Source organism: Streptomyces sp. NPDC002206 (assembly GCF_053593595.1).
In genome coordinates, this window is the sequence record NZ_JBSFCW010000009.1 from 72,003 (window position 1) to 92,572 (window position 20,570).

The window sequence follows — 20,570 nt, forward strand, 5'->3', positions numbered from 1 at the left end:
AACGTCAGCCCATGAACTTCTTGAACTCGTCCGGCAGCTCGAAGTTCTTGTCCTCCTGGGCCGGCAGACCGAACGCGCCGCCCTGCGCCGCCGCCTGCTCGCGGCGGGCCGCCTCGGCCTGCTCCTCGGCCTTGCGCTTCATCGGGTTGCCGCTCTTGCGCTTGCCCTTGGCCTGCTTGATCTGCTTCTTCTGGCGACCGGGACCGCCACCCATGCCGGGCATCCCCGGCATGCCAGGCATGCCGCCGCCCTGCGCCATCTTCGACATCATCTTGCGCGCCTCGAAGAACCGCTCCACCAGGTTCTTCACGGCGGACACGTCGACACCCGAACCCTTGGCGATACGGGCCCGGCGCGAGCCGTTGATGATCGTCGGCTCCTGACGCTCGTGCGGCGTCATCGACTTGATGATCGCGGCGGTACGGTCCACGTCCCGCTCGTCGATGCTGTTGATCTGGTCCTTGATCTGCCCCATGCCGGGCAGCATCCCGAGCAGCTTGGAGATGGAGCCCATCTTCCTGACCTGCTCCATCTGCGCCAGGAAGTCGTCGAGCGTGAAGTCCTTGCCCTTGCTGGACGCCAGCTTGGAGGCCATTTTGGCGGCCTCTTCCTGGGTGAAGGTCTTCTCCGCCTGCTCGATCAGGGTGAGCAGGTCACCCATGTCGAGGATGCGCGACGCCATGCGGTCGGGGTGGAAGGCATCGAAGTCCTCGAGCTTCTCACCGTTCGACGCGAACATGATCTGCTTGCCCGTGACATGGGCGATCGACAGGGCGGCACCACCGCGGGCGTCACCGTCGAGCTTGGAGAGCACCACGCCGTCGAAGCCGACACCGTCGCGGAAGGCCTCGGCGGTGTTGACCGCGTCCTGGCCGATCATCGCGTCGACGACGAAGAGGATCTCGTCGGGGCTGACGGCGTCACGGATGTCCGCGGCCTGCTGCATCAGCTCCTGGTCGATACCGAGGCGGCCCGCGGTGTCGACGATCACCACGTCGAACTGCTTGGAGCGGGCGTGCTCGATGGAGTCCTTGGCGACCTGGACCGGGTCACCGACGCCGTTGCCCGGCTGCGGGGCGTACACCGCGACGCCGGCGCGGTCGGCGACGACGCTCAGCTGGTTGACGGCGTTGGGGCGCTGGAGGTCACAGGCGACGAGCAGCGGTGAGTGGCCCTGGCCCTTGAGCCAGACACCGAGCTTTCCGGCCAGGGTGGTCTTACCGGCACCCTGCAGACCGGCGAGCATGATCACGGTGGGCGGGTTCTTGGCGAATCGCAGCCGCCGGGTCTCGCCGCCGAGGATGCCGACGAGCTCCTCGTTGACAATCTTGACGACCTGCTGGGCAGGGTTCAGCGCCTGGGAGACCTCGACGCCGCGCGCCCGCTCCTTGACGTTGGCGATGAAGGCGCGGACCACGGGAAGCGCGACATCGGCCTCGAGCAGGGCGATACGGATCTCGCGTGCCGTGGCGTCGATGTCCGCCTCGGACAAGCGGCCCTTGCCCCGGAGGTTCTTGAAAGTCGCGGCAAGGCGGTCGGAGAGAGTATCGAACACGGCGCTCGTCGGTCCTCAGGGTCGGGGTCGGGTGCAGGTCAGTCGTCCCCCAGGGTATCCGGACGCCGGGAAACGCAAAGCCCTCGCCCGCATACTCGTGACGGACGAGGGCCTCTTCACGTGATCGCGGAAGCTCAGCTCAGGGCCCGCTGCACCTCTCCGGCCAGCTCGGCGGCCCGTACATCGGCCAACGGCTCGCCATCCGCCCCTGTGACATAGAACGCGTCCACCGCGTTCGCCCCCAGCGTCGACACATGCGCACTGCGCACCCGTACCGCGCTCTGCTCCAGCGCCCGGCCGATCCGGTGCAGCAGCCCCGGGGCGTCCTGGGCCCTCACCTCGATCACCGTCGCCAGCCGGGAACCGGCCGGTGCGACCGTCACCCGGGGCGGCGGGGCCTTCACCCCGCGGCGCCGCGGATAGGCGGCTTCGCGTTCGGCGAGGCGGGCCTGGATGTCGAGGGAGCCGTCCAGGGCGCGTACGAGATCGGCGCGGAGCCGCGTGGCCTGCGGCAGGGAGCCGTATTCGGCCGCCACCCGCCAGCTGAGCAGCAGGACGTCGACGCACTCGCCGAGTTCGGTGGGGAGCTCGACGGCCCGCAGGTCGGCGGCGCGGACGGTGAGGCGGTGCAGGGCGAGTACTCCGGCGGCGGCGGGCAGGACGCCGGGGCGGTCGGGGACGGCGATGAGGAGTTCGACACCGACGGGTTCCGGTTCGCCGTCCCCGTTCGCGGGTTCGGCCTGGGCGTGCAGGGCGAGGACGGGTTCGCCGGTGCGCAGTGCCTCGATGGCGAGGCGTTCCTGCTCGGCGCCGGGTTCGGCCGGTTCGGGTTCGTCCGGGGCCTCGCCCGCGAGGACGGCGGCGACGCGCTTGACCAGGTCGGTGACGAGGGAGGCGCGCCAGGTGGACCAGGCGGCGGGCCCGGTGGCCAGCGCGTCGGCCTCGGTGAGGGCGTGCAGGAGTTCCAGCGTGGACGTGGTCCCGACAGCGGTGGCGACGGACCGGACGGTCGCCGGGTCGTCGAGGTCGCGGCGGGTGGCGGTCTCGACGAGCAGCAGATGGTGACGTACGAGGGTGGCGATGACGCCCACGTCGTGCTGGTCGAAGCCGATCCGGGCGGCGACGTCGCGGGCGATGACTTCTCCGGCGACGGAGTGGTCGCCGGGCCAGCCCTTGCCGATGTCGTGCAGCAGGGCGGCGACGAGGAGGAGGTCGGGGCGGCCGACGCGGCGGGTGAGGGAGGAGGCCCGGACGGCCGCCTCGACGAGGTGGCGGTCGACGGTCCAGGTGTGCACGGGGTTGCGCTGGGGCCGGCAGTGGACGCGTTCCCAGTCGGGCAGCAGCCGGGTGATCAGCCCTTCCGCTTCGAGGGCTTCCCAGACGGGGATGGTGGCCTCGCCCGCGCCGAGCAGGGTGACGAGTTCCTCACGGGCCTCGGCGGGCCAGGGCACGGGCAGCGGGCGCGCGACGGTGGCGAGGTGGCGTACGACATGCCGGGAGATCGGCAGTTCGGACTGGGCGGCCGCGGCGGCCGCGCGCAGCACGAGCACCGGGTCGCGTTCGGGGCGGGCGGTGCGGGCGAGGACGACTTCGCCGTCGGCCTCGACGACGCCGTCGGCGAGCGGGGTGCGCTCCGGGGCGGCCGCCTTGCCGCCGCCCAGCATGGCGCGCAGCCGGGGGCGCACGGACCGGGCGCGGAGCACGCGGTTGACCTCGCGCCAGGTGACGTCGGTGGCGTACGAGACGGTGCGCGCGGCCTCGTACACCTGGCGCAGCAGTGCGTCGGCGTCGAGGAGGCCGAGGGCGGTGGCGACCTGGTCCTGTTCCTGGAGGGCGAGGCGGTCGGTGGCGCGGCCGGTGGTCAGGTGCAGGGCGTCGCGGGCGTCGAGGAGTACGCGGCGGGCCTCGGCGAGGCCTTCGCGGGGCGCGTCTGCGACCCAGGAGGCGGCGACGGCGCGCAGGGCGGTGGCGTCGCGCAGTCCGCCGCGGGCCTCCTTGAGGTCGGGTTCGAGGAGGAACTGGAGCTCGCCCTGGCGTTCGGCCCGTTCACGGCAGAGTTCATCGAGGGCCGGGAGGCGTTTGGGGGCGAGGTTGCGCCAGTCGGCGAGGATCGTGGTGCGCATCGCGGCGACCAGGCCGAGGTCTCCGGCGACGGGTCGGGCGTCGAGCAGTCCGAGCTGCACCTTGAGGTCCTCGCCGGCCGTCTTCCTGGCTTCGGCGGGGGTGCGTACGGAGTGGTCGAGCGCGAGGCCGAGGTCCCAGACGGGGTACCAGATGCGGTCGGCGAGGGAGGCGATGGCGCCGGCGTCGGCATTGCCGTCGTGCAACAGCAGGAGGTCGAGGTCGCTGCGCGGGGAGAGTTCGCCGCGGCCGTAGCCGCCGACGGCAACAAGGGCTGCGCCGCGGACGCCGGTCGCCTCGGCGGCGGTGGTGAACAGGGCGGTCAGCCAGTCGTCGGTGAGTGAGGCGAGGGCCGCACGGCGCGGCGGCCCGGACTGCGCCTTCTCCTGGAGGAGGCGCAGTCGGGCCGCCGCGTAGCCGCTGGGTCCCGAGTCTTCGGAATCGGTGGTCACTTCAGTGCTCGTCACCCAGCTGCCTTTCAGTTTGCGAGACCGTCGGTCAGAGTGCGTCCGGGCCGCGTTCACCCGTGCGGACCCGTACGGCTGTCTCGACGGGGACGCTCCAGACCTTGCCGTCTCCGATCTTGCCGGTTCGGGCGGCCTTCACCACGACATCGACGAGCTGTTCGGCGTCCTCGTCCTCGACCAGTACCTCGATACGGATCTTGGGGACGAGGTCGACGGTGTACTCGGCGCCCCGGTAGACCTCGGTGTGGCCGCGCTGGCGACCGTATCCGCTGGCCTCCGTGACCGTGAGGCCCTGGACGCCGAAGGCCTGCAGGGCCTCCTTGATCTCGTCGAGCCGGTGCGGCTTCACGACCGCCGTGATGAGCTTCATGCGTCCACCTTCTTGGTCTGCGCTGCTGCCGTCGAGTCCGATACCGGTGCGGAGCCCGTGGTGCGCGGGGCCGCGCCGCCGCCGGCGCCGCTGAAGTCGTACGCGGTCTCGGCGTGTTCGACCTGGTCGATGCCGGAGATCTCGTCGTCCTCGTCGACCCGCATGCCGATCGTCCTGTCGAGGAGGAAGGCAAGGACCGCGGAGACGACCAGAGAGTACGCGAGGACCGCGAAGACACCGACGGCCTGCTTGCCGAGCTGGTCGAATCCGCCGCCGTAGAAGAGGCCCTTGGCGTCGGACTGGACGCCGCCGGTGGCGAAGAAGCCGATGAGCAGGGAGCCCGCGACACCGCCGACGAGGTGGACGCCGACGACATCGAGGGAGTCGTCGTAGCCGAACTTGTACTTGAGGCCGACCGCCATGGCGCAGAGCACACCGGCGATGGCACCGACGGCGATGGCGCCGAGCGGGCTGATCGCGCCGCCGGACGGGGTGATGGCGACGAGGCCGGCGACCGCGCCGGAGGCGGCACCGAGGGTGGTGAAGGAGCCGTGGCGGAGCTTCTCGTATCCGAGCCACGCGAGCATCGCGGCGGCGGTGGCAACCTGCGTGTTGACGAACATCACCGCGCCGACGCCGTCGTCGTTGCCGAGCCACGAACCGGCGTTGAAGCCGAACCAGCCGAACCACAGGAGACCGGCGCCGAGCATGACGAGCGGCAGGCTGTGCGGCCGCATCGGGTCCCTCTTGAAGCCGACCCGCTTGCCGATGACGAGGATCACGCCGAGGGCTGCCGCACCGGCGTTGATGTGGACGGCCGTACCACCGGCGAAGTCGATGACGCCGAGCTCGAAGAGCCAGCCGCCGGCGCCCCAGACCCAGTGCGCGACCGGGAAGTAGACGACGGTCACCCACAGGGTGATGAACAGCGCCCAGGAGGTGAACTTGACGCGGTCGGCGAGGGCACCGCTGATCAGGGCCGGAGTGATGATCGCGAACATCAGCTGGAAGACGGCGAAGACATAGACCGGGATCGTGTAGCCGTCCCAGAGTTGGGTGATACCGATCCCGCTGAGGCCTGCGAAGTCCGAGCTCCAGCCGATGAACGAGCCGATGTCGGTGCCGAAGGCGAGACTGAATCCGTACAGCACCCACAGGATCGTGACGATCCCGAGGCTGATGAAGCTCATCATCAGCATGTTGAGGGTGCTCTTGACGCGGACCATGCCTCCGTAGAAGAAGGCCAGACCCGGGGTCATGATCATCACCAGGGCCGAGCAGATGAGCATGAACCCGGTGTTGGCGGCAGACAGCGTCGGGGCGTCTGCGGCTAGCGTCGTGATGCCTGGGGGCATCGGCGTCTCCTCGTCGTCGGTGCGGCCGCGTGCGGGCAAAACCTGCGGGACCACTTGCGGGACCACTGTGGAAAAGGTGCGGGCCGGTTATGCGCCATGAGGTTCGCCCAGCGCGGTTTCCGTCGATGCCGCACGATGTTTCGCCGCAGTGACGAAGAGGTGTGTCGTGTTACGTCCCCATGAATCGTGAGTGGCGTATCCGGGGCCGGGCCTACCCTGCGGCCGGGGCCGCATACGGTGCGGTTACGACTCTGGAGTACGGGAACGGGAACGCGAACCGGCCACGCCGATCACCCACTGACCTGGCAAGGGGGAGCCGAAATCGGTCTGTGCGGGGTGCTCGTCGTGGCCGGAGTGCTGGGTGCCCGGTCAGATCGCTCCAGCGGTCTCGGGCAGCTGCTCGGTGAGCAGATCGGTGAGCCTGGCGACCTCGGGGATGTCTCCGAAGTCCCTGGCAGCGGTGTCGACGGTCTTGCGCAGCCGGGTGTTGACACGCTCGGAGCGGACCTTCTTGGCGATCCGCAGGGCCTTTTCGGCCAGCAGCGTGGACTGTTCGGGTTCGCGCTTGAGGAGGTGCACCGTGGCGAGGCCGACCAGGTTCAGTGCGTACGACCGCTGGTGCTCGTCGTCCTCGCCGAAGAGCTCGACGGCCTTCTCCATGATCGGCTCGGCGAGCGAGGCGTACGTGGGGCTGCGGCCGGCGACATAGGCCAGGTCACGGTACGAGTGGGAGTTCTCGCCGTTGAGTTCGGCCTCGGAGAAGAAGCGGATCCAGTCGGGCTCGGGCTCGCCGTCGATCCCGGCGTCGTGGAAGGTGTCCTCGGCCATCCGGACGGCTCGCTTGCACTTGCTGGGCTGGCCCATGTTGGCGTAGGCGCGGGCCTCCATCGCATACAGCATGGCCTGGGTGCGCGGGGTGGCGCAGTCCCGGCTGCCGTACTGGGCGAGATGGATGAGTTCGAGGGCGTCGTCGGACCGTCCCAGGTGGATCATCTGGCGGCTCATGCTGGACAGGACGTAACTGCCCAGCGGTTTGTCGCCGGCCTCCTTGGCGGCGTGCAGCGCGAGGACGAAGTACTTCTGGGCGGTGGGCTGGAGGCCCACGTCATAGCTCATCCAGCCCGCCAGTTCGGCGAGTTCGGCCGCACACCGGAAGAGCCGCTTGGCGGTGGCCGCGGGCTGCGGTTCCTGCAACAGGTCGGTGACCTCGTGGAGCTGGCCCACGACGGCCTTGCGTCGCAGGCCGCCGCCGCACTGGGCGTCCCACTGGCGGAACATCACAGTGGTGGACTCCAGCAGGTCGAGCTCGGGTCTCGAGAGGCGGGAGGGGCGCCGGTCCGCCGCGGACGGTTCCGGATCCGCCGGGGCCGCGGCGGCGACCGGCACCAGCCACCGCTGCATGGGCTCGATGAGGGCCGGGCCCGCGGCGAGGGCGAGCGAGGTGCCGAGGAAGCCGCGGCGGGCGAGCATCAGGTCGCTGCGGGAGAACTCGCTCAGCAGGGCGACGGTCTGCGGGCCCGCCCAGGGCAGGTCGACACCGGCCACCGACGGCGACTGATGGGCGGAGCGCAGCCCGAGGTCCTCGACGGCGACGACGGTGCCGAAGCGCTCCGAGAAGAGCTCGGAGAGGATGCGCGGAATCGGCTCACGCGGCTGTTCACCGTCGAGCCAGCGCCGGACCCGGGAGGTGTCCGTGCTGATGTGGTGGGCGCCCATCTGGCGCGCCCTGCGGTTCACCTGCCGTGCCAGCTCGCCCTTCGACCAGCCGCTGCGCACGAACCATGATCCCAATTGCCCGTTGGGGCGCTTACCGGCATTCGAATCGCCTGCGCCGCTGCCACTCACTGGAACGCCCCCCATCCCGCTGAATACGTGTCGCGCGAACCACTATCAGAATGCCGTGGGCCGAAGCCGTCCGTACGGCGGTTTCGCACCATCGAACAGAAAATCGATTTGCCTCCGGCATACCCATCGGCGCACATACTTCCATGGTTCGTGTACCGACGGTAATCCTACGATCACCCGCTCGACGACCGCGATTACAGAAACGCCACCATTCGCCACCCCATCGAATGAACGCGTTCACCGTCGGGCGCGATTCACTTGACAGACGGCGATCAGCAGCAGACGCAGTGACGCATACAGGGGCGCGCGGACCGTGTCGCACCACCTGGGGTTCGTGCGTGCGCCGCTCGGTCGACGGGGCGACGGAATGTAACGACCGCACTCCGCGTCGTAACCACCGGCGAGCCGGACCCGTTGGAGGGGGTATGGGCTTCACGATCGGCGGCATCCGTGAGATGCGATCCGGCTCACGGCGTCGAGGCCGTACGGCCGAGTGCACCGCGGTGGCCGAATACACAGGGCTGTGGGGCTGGGCCGTCGCGCCGGGAGCGCGGGCCGCGGCCGGCCGCTGCTCGTGCGGTGACAACGGCTGCGCCTCCCCGGGCGCACATCCGCTGGACTTCGCCGACGAGGTGCCCGCCGGCGCCACGCTGGACATGGCGGCAAGCGCGTGGGCGGAGGTGCCGGGCGCTTCGATGCTGCTGCCGGTGGGGCGCACATTCGACGTCCTCGATGTCGCCGAACCGGCCGGGCGCCGGGCGCTGGTGCGGCTGGAGCGGATGGGTCTGCCGCTCGGCCCGGTGACGGTGACACCGTCCGGGCGGGCCCAGTTCTTCGTCGCGCCGGGCGCTGCCGCCGAACTTCCGCAGCTGCTGTACCGGATGGGCTGGGACGACGCGGATCTGGATCTGCGGGCGCTGGGTCCCGGCTGCCACATCACCGCCCCGCCGTCCGACGAGGGCGGGCTCGGCCCGGTCCGCTGGCTGCGTCCACCGGTGCTGGACACGTCGGGCAGGCCGCCGCAGGCGCGGCTGCTGCTGGGCACGCTGGCGTACATCTGCCATCGCTCCAGGGCCGTGAAACCCGATTGCCGGGCGGGCTCGAAAGCGAGCCCGTCCGGCAATTGAGGACGAAACGGCGACCGGGCGGACCCGGCCGGCGTCAGTCGCCGATCAGCGCGTCGACGAACGCCTCCGGCTCGAACGGAGCCAGATCGTCCGGACCCTCGCCCAGACCCACCAGCTTCACCGGTACGCCCAGCTCGCGCTGGACGGCGATGACGATGCCGCCCTTGGCGGTGCCGTCCAACTTGGTGAGGACGATGCCGGTGATGTCGACGACCTCGGCGAACACCCGGGCCTGAACCAGACCGTTCTGCCCGGTCGTGGCGTCGAGGACGAGCAGGATCTCGTCGAGCGGGCCGTGCTTCTCGACGACACGCTTGACCTTGCCGAGCTCGTCCATGAGCCCGGTCTTGGTGTGCAGTCGGCCGGCGGTGTCGATGAGCACGACGTCGGCGCCCTCGGCAATACCTTCCTTCACCGCGTCGAAGGCGACCGACGCCGGGTCGCCGCCCTCCGGTCCGCGGACGGTGCGGGCACCGACGCGCTCGCCCCAGGTCTGGAGCTGGTCGGCGGCGGCAGCACGGAACGTGTCGGCGGCGCCGAGCACGACACTGCGGCCGTCGGCGACGAGGACCCGGGCCAGCTTGCCCGTGGTGGTGGTCTTACCGGTGCCGTTGACACCGACGACCATCACGACGCCGGGGGTGTCGACACCGCTCTCCGTCTTGACCACACGGTCGAAGTCGGTGCCGAGCAGGGCGAGGAGCTCGTCGCGCAGCAGTGTGCGCAGCCCCTCGGGGGTACGGGTGCCGAGGACGCGGACGCGCTCGCGCAGCCGCTCCACCAGCTCCTGGGTGGGTGCGACACCGACATCGGCGGTCAGCAGGGTGTCCTCGATCTCCTCCCAGGTGTCCTCGTCCAGATTGTCGCGGGACAGGAGCGTGAGGAGCCCCTTACCAAGGGTGCTCTGCGAACGGGCGAGCCGGGCACGCAGCCGTACGAGACGGCCCGCGGTGGGCTCGGGGATCTCGAGCGCGGGGACAGCGGGTGCCTCCGGCTCGGCGACTGCCGGGGCTTCCGCGACGGGAGCCTGGGCGTCGGGGGGACCGGCCTCCTCGATGGTGCGGCGCGGTTCCTCGCGCGGTGTCTCGGCTTCCTCGCCGACATGGGGTTCGGCGGGAGGAGTGAGGGTCGGCGTGCTCGACGGTGCCGGGGGCAGCTGCTTCTTCTTGCGGCCGCTGACCACGAGCCCGCTGACCAGGCCGGCCACGACCAGGGCGGCGATGACTACAGCAAGGATGACGAATTCCATAACCCCCCCAGTATCAGTCACGGCCGCGCCCGTGGGCAGCACCGGAGGATCACCCCGGAATCCAACAGGACGTTATGCACCTTTTGGCGGTAAAGGTACGATCCCGTTTGTGGAGACCCGCGGCCTGGAACCCGTCCCCGACAGCGAGCGCACCGGTCGGGTCCGCACCCTCTTCCCCACCTGGGCCGCCGCCAATATGACCGTCCTGCTGCTCACCGTCGGCGCGGGGCTCGTCGTTTTCAGCGGCCTGAACTTCTGGCAGGTGCTGATCGTCGCCGCCACGGCGCCCGTCGTCGGTTACGGACTGGTCGGCCTGGTCTCGGTCGCCGGGCAGCGGGGCGGCGCGCCAGGCATGGCCCTCTCCCGTGCCGTCTTCGGGCAGCGCGGCAATCTGCTGCCCGGTGCGCTGATCTGGATCGCCCGCTGGGGCTGGGAGACCGTGAACGCGGTCACCGGTGCGTACGCCCTGCTGGCCGTGCTCGATCTGCTGTTCTCCGTCCGCTCCACCACAGGCCTGGTCATGGCGGTGCTGGTGGCCTTCGTGGCGAGCAGCTTTCTGGTGTCCGGGCTCGGGGCGGGCGCGCTGCGGGCGTGCTCCACCTGGTCGGCGTATCTCTTCGGCGGGTTCAGTGTCCTCGTGCTGATCCATCTGGGGGTCGGGACCGACTGGCGGGCCGTCCTGGACATACCGGCCGGACCGACGGCGCTGATGATCGCCGGGATCGGCACCCTGGCGGCCGGTGGCATCAGCTGGGTGCCGTCCGGCCCGGACTTCACCCGCTATCTGCCGCGCACCGCTCCCGGTCGGGCGGTGGTCGGGGCGACCGTGGGCGGTGCGGTGCTCGTCTCGCTGCCACTGGTGCTGATGGGTGCGGTGATGGCGGTGGCCACTCCGGGCCTGGCCACCAGCAGCGATCCGGTCTCCTTCATCGGCGCGCTGCTGCCGGACTGGATCTCGGTGCCGTATCTGCTGATTGCCGTGGTGGGAATGGTACTGATCAACGCGATGTCGATGTATTCGGCCGGTTTCACCGCGCAGACGCTGGGATTCACGATCCCGCGCACCTGGGCGGTCGGGGTGAATGCCGTCATCAGTCTCCTTCTCGGCGGATTGCTGATAATGGCGACGAGTGGCTTTATCGATCCATTCGTCTCCTTTCTGACGTTGCTCGCGGTGACGTTCTCCGCCTGGATCGGCGTCTTCGGTGTGGATCTGCTGCGGGGGCGTACGTACGATGCGGCGGCACTGCTGGACACCACTTCCGCCGGTGCCTACTGGTACACCGGCGGCTTCTCCGTGCCCGCCGTGGCCGCGTGGGGTTCGGGGCTGGTGGTCGGGCTGTTGCTGACCGCCGTGGAGTGGTTCACCGGCCCGCTAGCCACCACCTGGATCGGGCGCCACGGCCTGGGCTGGGCGGCCACCATCGTCGTCTCCGGCGCCCTGTACGCCCTGCTGCCGCGCCCGGCCGGGGCGCGGTGACGGCACAGCCCTACACTTCTGACGCCATGTCAGCTACTGTCCCGGCGCGCCAAGCCCGCCCGGCGAAAAGGGGACACCCGTCATGGCCTTCACAGTGGTCCGGTTCAATCTCGTCGATCCCGCCGCCACCCCCGAGTCCCTTTCGGCCCGCTACCGAGCGGCGCTGGAGATGGCCGCGTACGCCGACGGGCACGGCGTCGACACCGTGCAGACCGAGGAGCACCACGGAGCCGCCGACTCCTGGCTGCCCTCCCCCTTCGTCTTCGCAGGATCGGTCTTCGGTGCCACGAACCGGATCGCGGTCACGGTCTCGGCGATCATCGGCCCGCTGCACGACCCGCTGCGGCTTGCGGAGGACATCGCAGTCCTCGATCTGCTGAGCGGGGGCCGGCTGGTGACGGTCGCAGGCATCGGATACCGGCCCGAGGAGTACGAGCAGGCAGGCGTCGAGTGGGGCAGGCGCGGCCGGCTCCAGGACGAGCTGCTGGAGACCCTGTTGCAGGCGTGGACCGGCGAACCGTTCCCGTACCGCGGCCGCACGGTCCAGGTCACTCCGCGCCCGTACACCCAGCCGCATCCGCTGCTGCTGGTGGGAGGCAGCTCGCGGGCAGCGGCGCGGCGGGCGGCCCGGCTGGGGCTGCCGTTCTTCCCCAGCGCACATCTGCCCGAACTGGAGGGGTACTACCACGAGCAGCGCACGGTCCACGACACGGAGGGGTTCTGCATGATGCCGGCGGCCGAGACGCCGTTGCTTCATGTCTCGGAGGATCCCGATCGGACCTGGGCCGAGTACGGTCAGCACTTCCTGCACGAGGCACGGACGTACGCCTCCTGGCAGTCGAAGGACATCCGCTCGGCCGTGCGTTCGGCGGCCACGACGGTGGCGCAGCTGCGGGACGAAGGGGTCTACCGGATCGTCACCCCGCAGCAGCTGGCCGCACTGGAGGCGGACAGCCTGGTGCTGCATCCGCTGTGCGGAGGGATGCCGGTCGAGGAGGGATGGCGCAGCGTGCGGTTGTTCTGCGATGCACTCGCACGATGACGTAGGCGGATGCGCGCGTCCCCGGCTCGCGGGCGCGGGCCGGGGACGCGTGGTCGAGGAGAGGGGCAGCGGGGATTAGCCCATCTCCTCCAACGCCTTGCCCTTGGTCTCCTTCACGAACTTGAGCACGAAGGGGATCGAGAGCACGGCGAAGCATGTGTAGATGATGTAGGTGCCCGACAGGTTCCAGTCGGCCAGGCTCGGGAAGCTCGCGGTGATCGCCCAGTTGGCGATCCACTGGGCGGAGGCGGCGACACCGAGTGCGGCGGCGCGGATCCTGTTCGGGAACATCTCACCGAGGAAGACCCAGACCACGACACCCCATGACAGGGCGAAGAAGAGCACGAAGACATGGGCCGCGATGAGGGCGACGACGCCCTGGGCGGTCGGGAGTTTGCCGTTGACCAGATCGGCGGAGAAGGCCCAGGCCTCGAAGGCCAGCGCGATCGCCATACCGGCGGAGCCGGCCAGCGCGAGCGGTTTGCGGCCGATACGGTCGACCAGGACCATCGCGATCACCGTACCGATGATGTTGACGATCGATGTGGTGAACGACCAGAAGAACGAGTCGGTCGGGTCGATACCGACGGACTGCCACAGCGTCGCCGAGTAGTAGAACGCCACGTTGATGCCGACGAGCTGCTGGAAGACCGAGAGGCCGATACCGACCCAGACGATCGGCAGGAAGCCGAAGCGGCTGCCGAGCAGGTCCTTGAAGGTGGACTTGTGCTCGCGGTGCATGGCCGTCTCGATCTCCAGGACGCGGGCGTCCAGGTCGACGGTCTTGCCCTCGACCTCACGGAGGATCTCCCGGGCCTGCTCCTTCTTGCCGACCGAGATCAGGAACCGCGGCGACTCGGGGATCGCGAACGACAGCAGCCCGTACAGCAGCGCGGGAACGACCATCACGCCGAGCATCCACTGCCAGGCTTCCAGGCCGCCGATCGTGCCGCGCTGCTTGCCGTCGGCCATCTGCAGGATGCCGAAGTTCACCAGCTGCGAAATGGCGATGCCGATGACGATCGCAGCCTGCTGGAAGGAGCCGAGCCGGCCACGGTAGGCGGCCGGCGAGACCTCGGCGATGTAGGCCGGGCCGATGACCGAGGCCATACCGATGGCGAAGCCACCGATGATCCGCCAGAAGGCAAGATCCCAGAGGGCGAACGGGAGCGCCGAGCCGACGGCGCTGACGGTGAACATTACCGAGGCGATCCGCATGCACCGGATGCGGCCGATCCGGTCGGCGATACGACCCGCCGTGGCGGCGCCGATGGCGCAGCCGATCAGAGCGATGGCGATGACCTGGGCAAGCGTTCCGGAGCCGATGTCGTAGCGGTCCCGGATCGCCTCGACGGCGCCGTTGATCACGGCGCTGTCGTAGCCGAAGAGGAAGCCACCCATCGCAGCGGCTGCCGTGATGAAGATGACGTGGCCGAGGTGTTCCGGATGGGCTGCTCGGGCTCCGGATCCTGGTGTCTGCGATGTGCTGGTCACATGAACTCCTGATGCCTGGCCGCGTCGTCAGGCGTGGGGGGCGAGTCGTCAGGCGTGGGGGCGAACTCTTCTCAAGTGGCACACAACTTTTCGTCCGCCACCACTTGAAGTTAAAAACGACGTTTCAGAGAGTATGTGTTCAAGTTTCGAAGTCAAAAACGAGCATGGTGCACTTCTACCCAGCACCGGCCAAAAGGTGCGTTGAAGACTTGAAGAATATGTAAAGCTTCAGCGCAGTCGCTGGCTGATGACCTTGGAGACCCCGTCACCCTGCATCGACACGCCGTACAGCGCGTCGGCGACCTCCATCGTCCGCTTCTGATGCGTGATCACGATGAGCTGCGAGCTCTCCTGGAGCTCCTCCATGATCCGGATCAGCCGCTGCAGATTGGTGTCGTCGAGCGCGGCCTCGACCTCGTCCATCACATAGAACGGGCTCGGCCTCGCCTTGAAGATCGAGACCAGCAACGCGACGGCCGTCAGGGACCGCTCGCCGCCCGACAGCAGGGAGAGCCGATTGACCTTCTTGCCCGGCGGGCGGGCCTCGACGTCGACACCGGTCGCCAGCATGTTGTCCGGATCGGTCAGGACGAGCCGGCCCTCGCCGCCCGGGAAGAGCCGTGAGAAGACGCCCTCGAACTCGCGGGCCGTGTCCCGGTATGCCTCCGTGAACACCTGCTCGACCCGCTCGTCGACCTCCTTGATCACCTGCATCAGATCGGCCCGGGTCTTCTTCAGGTCTTCGAGCTGCTCGGAGAGGAACTTGTGCCGCTCCTCCAACGCCGAGAACTCCTCGAGCGCGAGCGGATTCACCTTCCCGAGTTGCTGATACGCCCGTTCGGCGGACTTCAGGCGCTTCTCCTGCTCGGCCCTGACGAACGGCTTCGGCTGGTTGCGCGGGTGCTCCGGGTCCTCCGGCAGCTCCTCGCCCTCCGCGGCCGGCGACGGCGGCACCAGCTGGTCGGGGCCGTACTCGCCGACCAGTCCGGCCGGCTCCACGCCCAGCTCCTCGAGGGCCTTCGCCTCCAGCTGCTCTATCCGCAGCCGCTTCTCGGCGCCCAGCACCTCGCCGCGGTGGACGGAGTCGGTCAGCTTGTCCAGCTCACCCTTGAGCTCACGGCCGTGGCCGCGCTCGACGGTCAGCTCCCGCTCCCGCTCCGCCTTCGCCGCCTCGGCCGCGACCCGCTCCTCCTCGGCCCATACGACGGACACCTCGACGTGGGCGAGGAGCTGACGGGCGCCGGACGCGACGGCGGAGGCTACCGCGGCCTCGTGGCGCAACCGGGTGCGGCGCTGCTCGGCGCGGGCGCGGGCCTCGCGTTCGGCACGGGCGCCGCGGTCGAGGGAGTCGGCGCGTCCGGCGAGCCCCTTGACGCGTTCCTCGTGGGTACGCACCTGGAGGCGGGCCTCCATCTCGGTCTGGCGGGCGTTGGCCCCGTCGGCGGCGAGCCGGTCGCGCACGGAGTTGTCGGGCTCCTCCTCGACCGGCATCTCCTGGGCCACGAGCAGCCGCTCGGCCAGCTCCTCCGCCTCCTCGGTCGCCCGCTCCAGGGCGTCCTGGGCGCGGGTGGCGGAGGCGGCCGACCGCTCGGCCTCACCCGCGGCGCCCCGTGCCTGCCCGGCGAGCCGCCCGAGCTGCTGGGCCACCCCGGACTTCTCCCGCTCGGCGGCCCTGCGCCGCTCCGCCAGCTCCTCCGCAAGTTCGGCGCAGGCGCTGCGCCGCTCCCCCGCGAGTCGCTGGGACTCGGCCAACTCGGTGCACCGAACGGCAAGTTCCGCCAGCTCGGCGGCGGCCTCGTCGACGGACGCCTGCACTTCGAGAAGACTGGGCGCGCCGGCGGACCCGCCGTGCGCGAAGTGGGCCCCCAGGACATCTCCCTCTCCGGTCACGGCGGTCAGCTCGGGATGCGCGGCAACGAGATCCTCGGCGTCCTCCAGCGTGGGGACGACCACCATGCCCCGCACGAGCCCGCGCACGGCGCCCATCAGCTCGGCGGGACCCTGAACAAGATCGGCCACGGCCGGCGGGGCGTCCGGGCCCCCCGCACGAGGCACCGGGCCGGACGCCCCGGCGAGCCCGGCAGCACCGTGGGCCGGGGCGCCCTGACCCGGTACGTGCCCCGCAGCCGCCGCGCCCCCCAGCAGCAACGCCGCCCGCCCCGCGTCCTGCTTGCGCAACAGGCGGATCGCGTTTGCTGCCGTGGCCGGATCCGTCACGGCCACCGCATCCGCCGCAGCGCCCAGTGCCGCCGCCACCGCCACCTCGTGGCCCGGGGCCACCGTCAGGAGTTCCGCGGCCGGGCCGAGCAGACCCGGCAGGCTGTCCTTCGAGGCGAGCAGCACCCCCGTGCCGTCCTTGCGGCGCAGGCCCAGGGCCAGTGCCTCGTGACGGGCCGCTACCGCCGCCCGCTTGCGCTCCGCACCGGTGGCGGCCTCCCGGGCGGCCGAGAGGGCCGCCTCCGCCTCCGTCAGCTCCCGTCTGGCGGCGTCGTGGCGCTCGCCCAGCTCCGCGTCGCCCGCGTCCAGACCCTCCACCTCGGCCTTGAGCTGCTCGTACTCCTCCTGCGCTGCGACCGCCCGCTCCTGCGCCTCGTCACGCGAGGCGGCCAGCCGGTCGATCTCCGCCTGCGCCGAACCGGCCCGGCTTCGGGCCGCATTGACCTGTCCGGTCAGCCGCGCCAGCCCTTCGCGCCGGTCCGCGATGGCCCGGGCCGCGTCCTTGAGCCTGCGTTCTTCGGCGGCCAACTCCCTTTCCAATTCAGCCCGGTGGGCGGCGGTGTCCTCCAGCGCGTGTTCCGCCGCCTCCAGCGCGGCCTCCAGCTCCGCCTCCTGCTCACGGATCCGGGCGGCCTCGCGCTCCATGTCCTCCGGGTCGCGACCGCGCCGCTCCTCCTCCGGTGCGGCGGTGGCGCTCTTCACCCGGGCGTCGGCGAGCGAGATCGTGCCGCGTACCCGTTCGGCCAGCTGCGAGAGCTCGTACCAGGTCTGCTGGGCGCGCTGCAGCCGCGGCGCCAGCCGCCGTACCTCGTCCTCCAGCTCCGCCTCACGTGCCAGAGCCGCCTTGAGCTCTGCCTCCGCCGCCTCCCGGCGCTGCTTCAGCGCAGCTTCGTCGGCGATCTCGCTGCGCAGCGCGTTGCGCAGCCGCACCAGGTCGTCGGCGAGCAGCCGCAGGCGGGCGTCGCGCAGATCGGCCTGGATGACGGCGGCCCGCCGGGCCACGGCCGCCTGCCGGCCCAACGGTTTCAGCTGCCGCCGCAGTTCGTCCGTCAGATCCTGGACGCGGGCCAGGTTGGCTCCCATCGCGTCCAGTTTCCGCAGCGCCTTCTCCTTCCGCTTTCGGTGCTTGAGCACGCCTGCGGCTTCCTCGATGAACGCGCGCCGCCCCATCGGATCGGCATGGAGCACGGAGTCCAGCTGGCCCTGCCCGACGATGACGTGCATCTCCCGGCCGATACCGGAGTCCGAGAGCAGTTCCTGGATGTCGAGGAGCCGGCAGGTGTCGCCGTTGATCTGGTATTCGCTGCCGCCGTTGCGGAACATGATCCGAGTGATCGTCACTTCGGCGTATTCGATGGGCAGTGCGCCATCAGCATTGTCGATGGTCAGCGACACTTCGGCGCGTCCGAGCGGCGGCCGCCCGGTGGTGCCGGCGAAGATCACGTCTTCCATCTTGCCGCCGCGCAGGGATTTGGCTCCCTGCTCACCCATGACCCAGGAGAGCGCATCCACCACATTGGACTTGCCGGAACCGTTGGGACCGACGACACAGGTGATCCCCGGTTCGAACCGCAGGGTCGTGGCGGAGGCGAACGATTTGAAACCACGCAGGGTCAGGGCCTTGAGATGCACGCCGCCGGACTCTACCTTTCGCTCTCGGTTTCGCTGATGAAGGTGCAGGGCACATCAGACGGTAAGGGAAGAGGTGTACGTCCGGGGGCGGTCCGGCGCAGGTCCGCGAGATAAAGAAAGAAGGGACGCCGAGGCGCCCCTTTAAATCTTGCTGCTGTGCTGCGTGACGGATCAAGAACGCGGCGCATCAATAGCGCGACAGATCAGAGCGATGATCTTCAGTGATCCGGTGACGATCCGGTGATGAACTCAGACGGCTGACGCAAGCAGCCCGACCGGCCCCTGTGGGCCTTCGGTCAGGTCAGCGCCGGCTCCGCCTGGGGTACGTCAATGTCGATGCTGTCGAGCAGCGACTCTTGGTGCTGGGCGGCGGCGTTGAGCGCGTCGTTCTCGTCCTGAATCCGTACCAGCTCGGATTCAAGATCCTGGACGCGCTGCTGGAGCCGTCGCATCTCGGCGAGGAGTCGCGGGTCGGAACCGCCGACGTAACCGAGAAGCGCCTTTGCCATGATGGATGGTCCTCCACACTGAGTGACCGACCGATGCGGTGTGGGTCGTGAGGGAATCGCACCCGCGGTGCTCGGCAGCGCTCTGTCATCACTGCGGTTCTGCTGCCAAACAGCTCTGCCAAACAGCTAAGGTGCGCGGGGTTTTCAGCGTCTCACCAAAAAGTTTGACGGTCAACACGATCACACCCCGTAAAGGCGGGCGTCCCGGGGCGCGCGGCTTGACGATCATGCGGCGCGACTCTCCTGCGGGGCCCTGAAGGGCGTGGAGATCATCCTTACTGCCGCAGCCTGGCATGCCCGCCGATTCTTGGCAACCACCCGGTCCTTCCGCAGGTCATTTCATGTGTACGCGGATCAGCGGCGTACATCGTCACCCCGCGCCGCCCGTCGAACACGGTCCGAACACGGCCCCGAATTCGGTCGGCATTCGGATCACGATCAGCGGATGGCAAATCCCTCGTAACCACCGCGCGGGGTGTCCCAGATCTCAGTGACTCCGTCCACGCGGCCGGGTGTGTCGTCGGACCGCAGCCACTCCAGCAGACGGTGGCAATTCTCACGTTGCCCTTCGGCGACAACCTGCACCCGACCGTCGTCGAGATTGAGGGCGAATCCGGTGAGGCCGCCGATCTCCAAGGCATTTGCCCTGGTGAACCAGCGGAACCCTACTTGCTGTACTCGGCCGCGCACCCAAGCGGTGAGTCGCACATCTTCGTCCATGCCAGAACGCTAACCGGCCAATTGCTCAACGAGCACTTCGGCCCCATAGGCCATGGCGTACAGTCCGGTCGCAATAGCCTCACCTGATCGGGTGAGGCATGTTGACGCCGGGAGTGGCGTCCAGATCGCCAGAAGGGGTCAGCAGATGGGCCGCCATCGACGCTCCGCCGCAGGTCCCGAAGCAGGTCCGGCCGCCGATGCGTACCCGGTCGCGAACACCCGCCACCACCGGGGCGCACGCCGCAGGAAGCGGTCCGCCATGCATCTGCGTACCGGACTGGTCGGCGTCTCCGCGGCCATGGCCGTCGGAGCCGTGGCCGTGGCCTCCGGACTGCTGCCGGGCGGCGCCGGCTATCACGTGAGCGGCGGCACGGCCGCCGACCAGGTCCGCGCGGAGGGGGTGCCGGACCTGCTGACACAGGGCGGTTCCACCACGGCGCCGGCCGACCGCGGCATGTCGTCGGCCTCGGCCAGCCGCGGTACGGGGCGTTCCCAGGGGCCCGAGGGATCGCGCTCCCCCAGTTCCTCGGCAACGCCGTCCGCCTCGCCTTCGAAGAAGACCGAGCAGACGAAGCAGGCGCAGAGGACAGAGGAGAGCGCTGCTCCCTCGGCGGCCGACAGGACCGGCGCCGCCCCGGCGACCGAGACCCCGACGGCCAAGGCCTCGGCGCCGCCGAAGACGCCGGCCGCCGCTCCGACCCACCAGGCCTCGCCCTCGGCTGCCGGCACCTCCGCACAGGCGGCCGTGCTCGCCCTGGTCAACGAGGAGCGCGCGAAGGTCGGCTGCAGCCCGGTGACGGCCAGCGCCTCGCTCGCCTCGCTGGCCCAGGACTTCAGTGACGACATGGCGGCCCGCGGCTTCTTCAGCCACACCGACCCGGACGGCCGGACCCCCTGGGACCGTGCCACCAAGGCCGGCGTGACGGGGCTCGGCGGCGAGAACATCGCCCGCGGCCAGGCCGACGCACAGGCCGTGATGGCCTCCTGGATGAACAGCGAAGGCCACCGAGCAAACATTCTCAACTGCGACTACAAGACACTCGGTGTCGGAGTGCACTACGGCTCCGGCGGCCCCTGGTGGACGCAGGACTTCGGCTTCTGAGATTTTCGCAGGTCGGCGACCTATCAGCTTTCTTGGGCCGTCTCGGGGCCGTTATCGGCAACCGAGGCGGCCCAAACTGTGTCTACGGCCGCCCGCGTACGGGTCTCGCTCGACGGCATCAGATGCGTGTAGGTACGCAGCGTGAAGCCGGGGTCATGGTGGCCGAGGTATTCACTGAGAGCCTTGATGCTCTCGCCCGCGTCCAGGAGTACGGACGCGTAGAAGTGCCGCAGCGCGTGCATTCCGTTATCCCGCCCGGTGGCCACCTGGATCAACTGACCACAC

15 protein-coding genes and 1 pseudogene are annotated in these 20,570 nt (G+C 69.7%); 4 read left to right on the forward strand and 12 right to left on the reverse strand.

The window, feature by feature from the left end; genetic code table 11:
• Window positions 1–4: 4 nt before the first annotated feature.
• The 5 genes from ffh to nsdA form a co-directional block, all read right to left on the reverse strand.
• Window positions 5–1,555 carry a signal recognition particle protein gene (gene ffh, locus ACWCP8_RS18865; RefSeq protein ID WP_352263154.1) on the reverse strand — a complete coding sequence of 517 codons (1,551 nt, stop codon included), beginning with the start codon at window positions 1,553–1,555 and terminating at the stop codon, window positions 5–7.
• Window positions 1,556–1,689: 134 nt separating this feature from the next.
• Window positions 1,690–4,143: a [protein-PII] uridylyltransferase gene (locus tag ACWCP8_RS18870; protein ID WP_352263152.1), complete on the reverse strand. Its 2,454-nt coding sequence runs from the start codon at window positions 4,141–4,143 to the stop codon at window positions 1,690–1,692.
• A gap of 31 nt (window positions 4,144–4,174) precedes the next feature.
• Window positions 4,175–4,513, reverse strand: coding sequence for a P-II family nitrogen regulator (locus tag ACWCP8_RS18875; protein ID WP_150487428.1), 339 nt, complete (start codon window positions 4,511–4,513; stop codon window positions 4,175–4,177).
• Window positions 4,510–5,868 (reverse strand): ammonium transporter, encoded by a 1,359-nt coding sequence (locus ACWCP8_RS18880; RefSeq protein ID WP_352263150.1) that lies wholly within the window; start codon window positions 5,866–5,868, stop codon window positions 4,510–4,512. Before ACWCP8_RS18880 ends, ACWCP8_RS18875 begins: the two co-directional genes overlap by 4 nt.
• Before the next feature lie 369 nt (window positions 5,869–6,237).
• Window positions 6,238–7,713, reverse strand: coding sequence for a transcriptional repressor NsdA (gene nsdA / locus ACWCP8_RS18885; protein ID WP_451117009.1), 1,476 nt, complete (start codon window positions 7,711–7,713; stop codon window positions 6,238–6,240).
• Between the two features lie 425 nt (window positions 7,714–8,138).
• Between nsdA and ACWCP8_RS18890 the strand changes: the two genes are divergently transcribed.
• Window positions 8,139–8,840 (forward strand): bifunctional DNA primase/polymerase, encoded by a 702-nt coding sequence (locus ACWCP8_RS18890; protein ID WP_451117011.1) that lies wholly within the window; start codon window positions 8,139–8,141, stop codon window positions 8,838–8,840.
• Between the two features lie 34 nt (window positions 8,841–8,874).
• Here the strand turns inward: ACWCP8_RS18890 and ftsY are convergent, their stop codons facing one another.
• Window positions 8,875–10,089, reverse strand: a complete 1,215-nt coding sequence (gene ftsY, locus ACWCP8_RS18895) for a signal recognition particle-docking protein FtsY (RefSeq protein ID WP_352263144.1) — start codon at window positions 10,087–10,089, stop codon at window positions 8,875–8,877.
• A gap of 109 nt (window positions 10,090–10,198) precedes the next feature.
• Here ftsY and ACWCP8_RS18900 point away from each other — a divergent pair, with 109 nt between their 5' ends.
• Complete coding sequence (locus tag ACWCP8_RS18900) at window positions 10,199–11,569, forward strand: purine-cytosine permease family protein (protein WP_451117013.1); 1,371 nt, start codon at window positions 10,199–10,201, stop codon at window positions 11,567–11,569.
• An 82-nt stretch (window positions 11,570–11,651) separates the two neighbouring features.
• Window positions 11,652–12,611, forward strand: coding sequence for an LLM class flavin-dependent oxidoreductase (locus ACWCP8_RS18905; RefSeq protein ID WP_451117015.1), 960 nt, complete (start codon window positions 11,652–11,654; stop codon window positions 12,609–12,611).
• 75 nt (window positions 12,612–12,686) lie between these two features.
• Here ACWCP8_RS18905 and ACWCP8_RS18910 read toward each other — a convergent pair whose 3' ends face one another.
• The 5 genes from ACWCP8_RS18910 to ACWCP8_RS18930 form a co-directional block, all read right to left on the reverse strand.
• Complete coding sequence (locus tag ACWCP8_RS18910; RefSeq protein ID WP_352263138.1) at window positions 12,687–14,105, reverse strand: sugar porter family MFS transporter; 1,419 nt, start codon at window positions 14,103–14,105, stop codon at window positions 12,687–12,689.
• A gap of 228 nt (window positions 14,106–14,333) precedes the next feature.
• Window positions 14,334–17,954 carry a chromosome segregation protein SMC gene (gene smc, locus ACWCP8_RS18915; protein WP_451117017.1) on the reverse strand — a complete coding sequence of 1,207 codons (3,621 nt, stop codon included), beginning with the start codon at window positions 17,952–17,954 and terminating at the stop codon, window positions 14,334–14,336.
• Window positions 17,955–18,250: 296 nt separating this feature from the next.
• Window positions 18,251–18,463 (reverse strand): hypothetical protein, encoded by a 213-nt coding sequence (locus tag ACWCP8_RS18920; RefSeq protein ID WP_018551753.1) that lies wholly within the window; start codon window positions 18,461–18,463, stop codon window positions 18,251–18,253.
• Between the two features lie 88 nt (window positions 18,464–18,551).
• Window positions 18,552–18,692 (reverse strand): hypothetical protein, encoded by a 141-nt coding sequence (locus ACWCP8_RS18925; RefSeq protein WP_451117019.1) that lies wholly within the window; start codon window positions 18,690–18,692, stop codon window positions 18,552–18,554.
• Between the two features lie 209 nt (window positions 18,693–18,901).
• Window positions 18,902–19,183 (reverse strand): acylphosphatase, encoded by a 282-nt coding sequence (locus ACWCP8_RS18930; protein WP_352263133.1) that lies wholly within the window; start codon window positions 19,181–19,183, stop codon window positions 18,902–18,904.
• Window positions 19,184–19,328: 145 nt separating this feature from the next.
• Here ACWCP8_RS18930 and ACWCP8_RS18935 point away from each other — a divergent pair, with 145 nt between their 5' ends.
• Window positions 19,329–20,285 carry a CAP domain-containing protein gene (locus ACWCP8_RS18935; protein WP_352263131.1) on the forward strand — a complete coding sequence of 319 codons (957 nt, stop codon included), beginning with the start codon at window positions 19,329–19,331 and terminating at the stop codon, window positions 20,283–20,285.
• Between the two features lie 23 nt (window positions 20,286–20,308).
• Here ACWCP8_RS18935 and ACWCP8_RS18940 read toward each other — a convergent pair.
• Window positions 20,309–20,551 (reverse strand): annotated as a pseudogene (locus ACWCP8_RS18940) (tyrosine-type recombinase/integrase); the annotation flags it as partial.
• Between the last annotated feature and the right edge of the window lie 19 nt (window positions 20,552–20,570).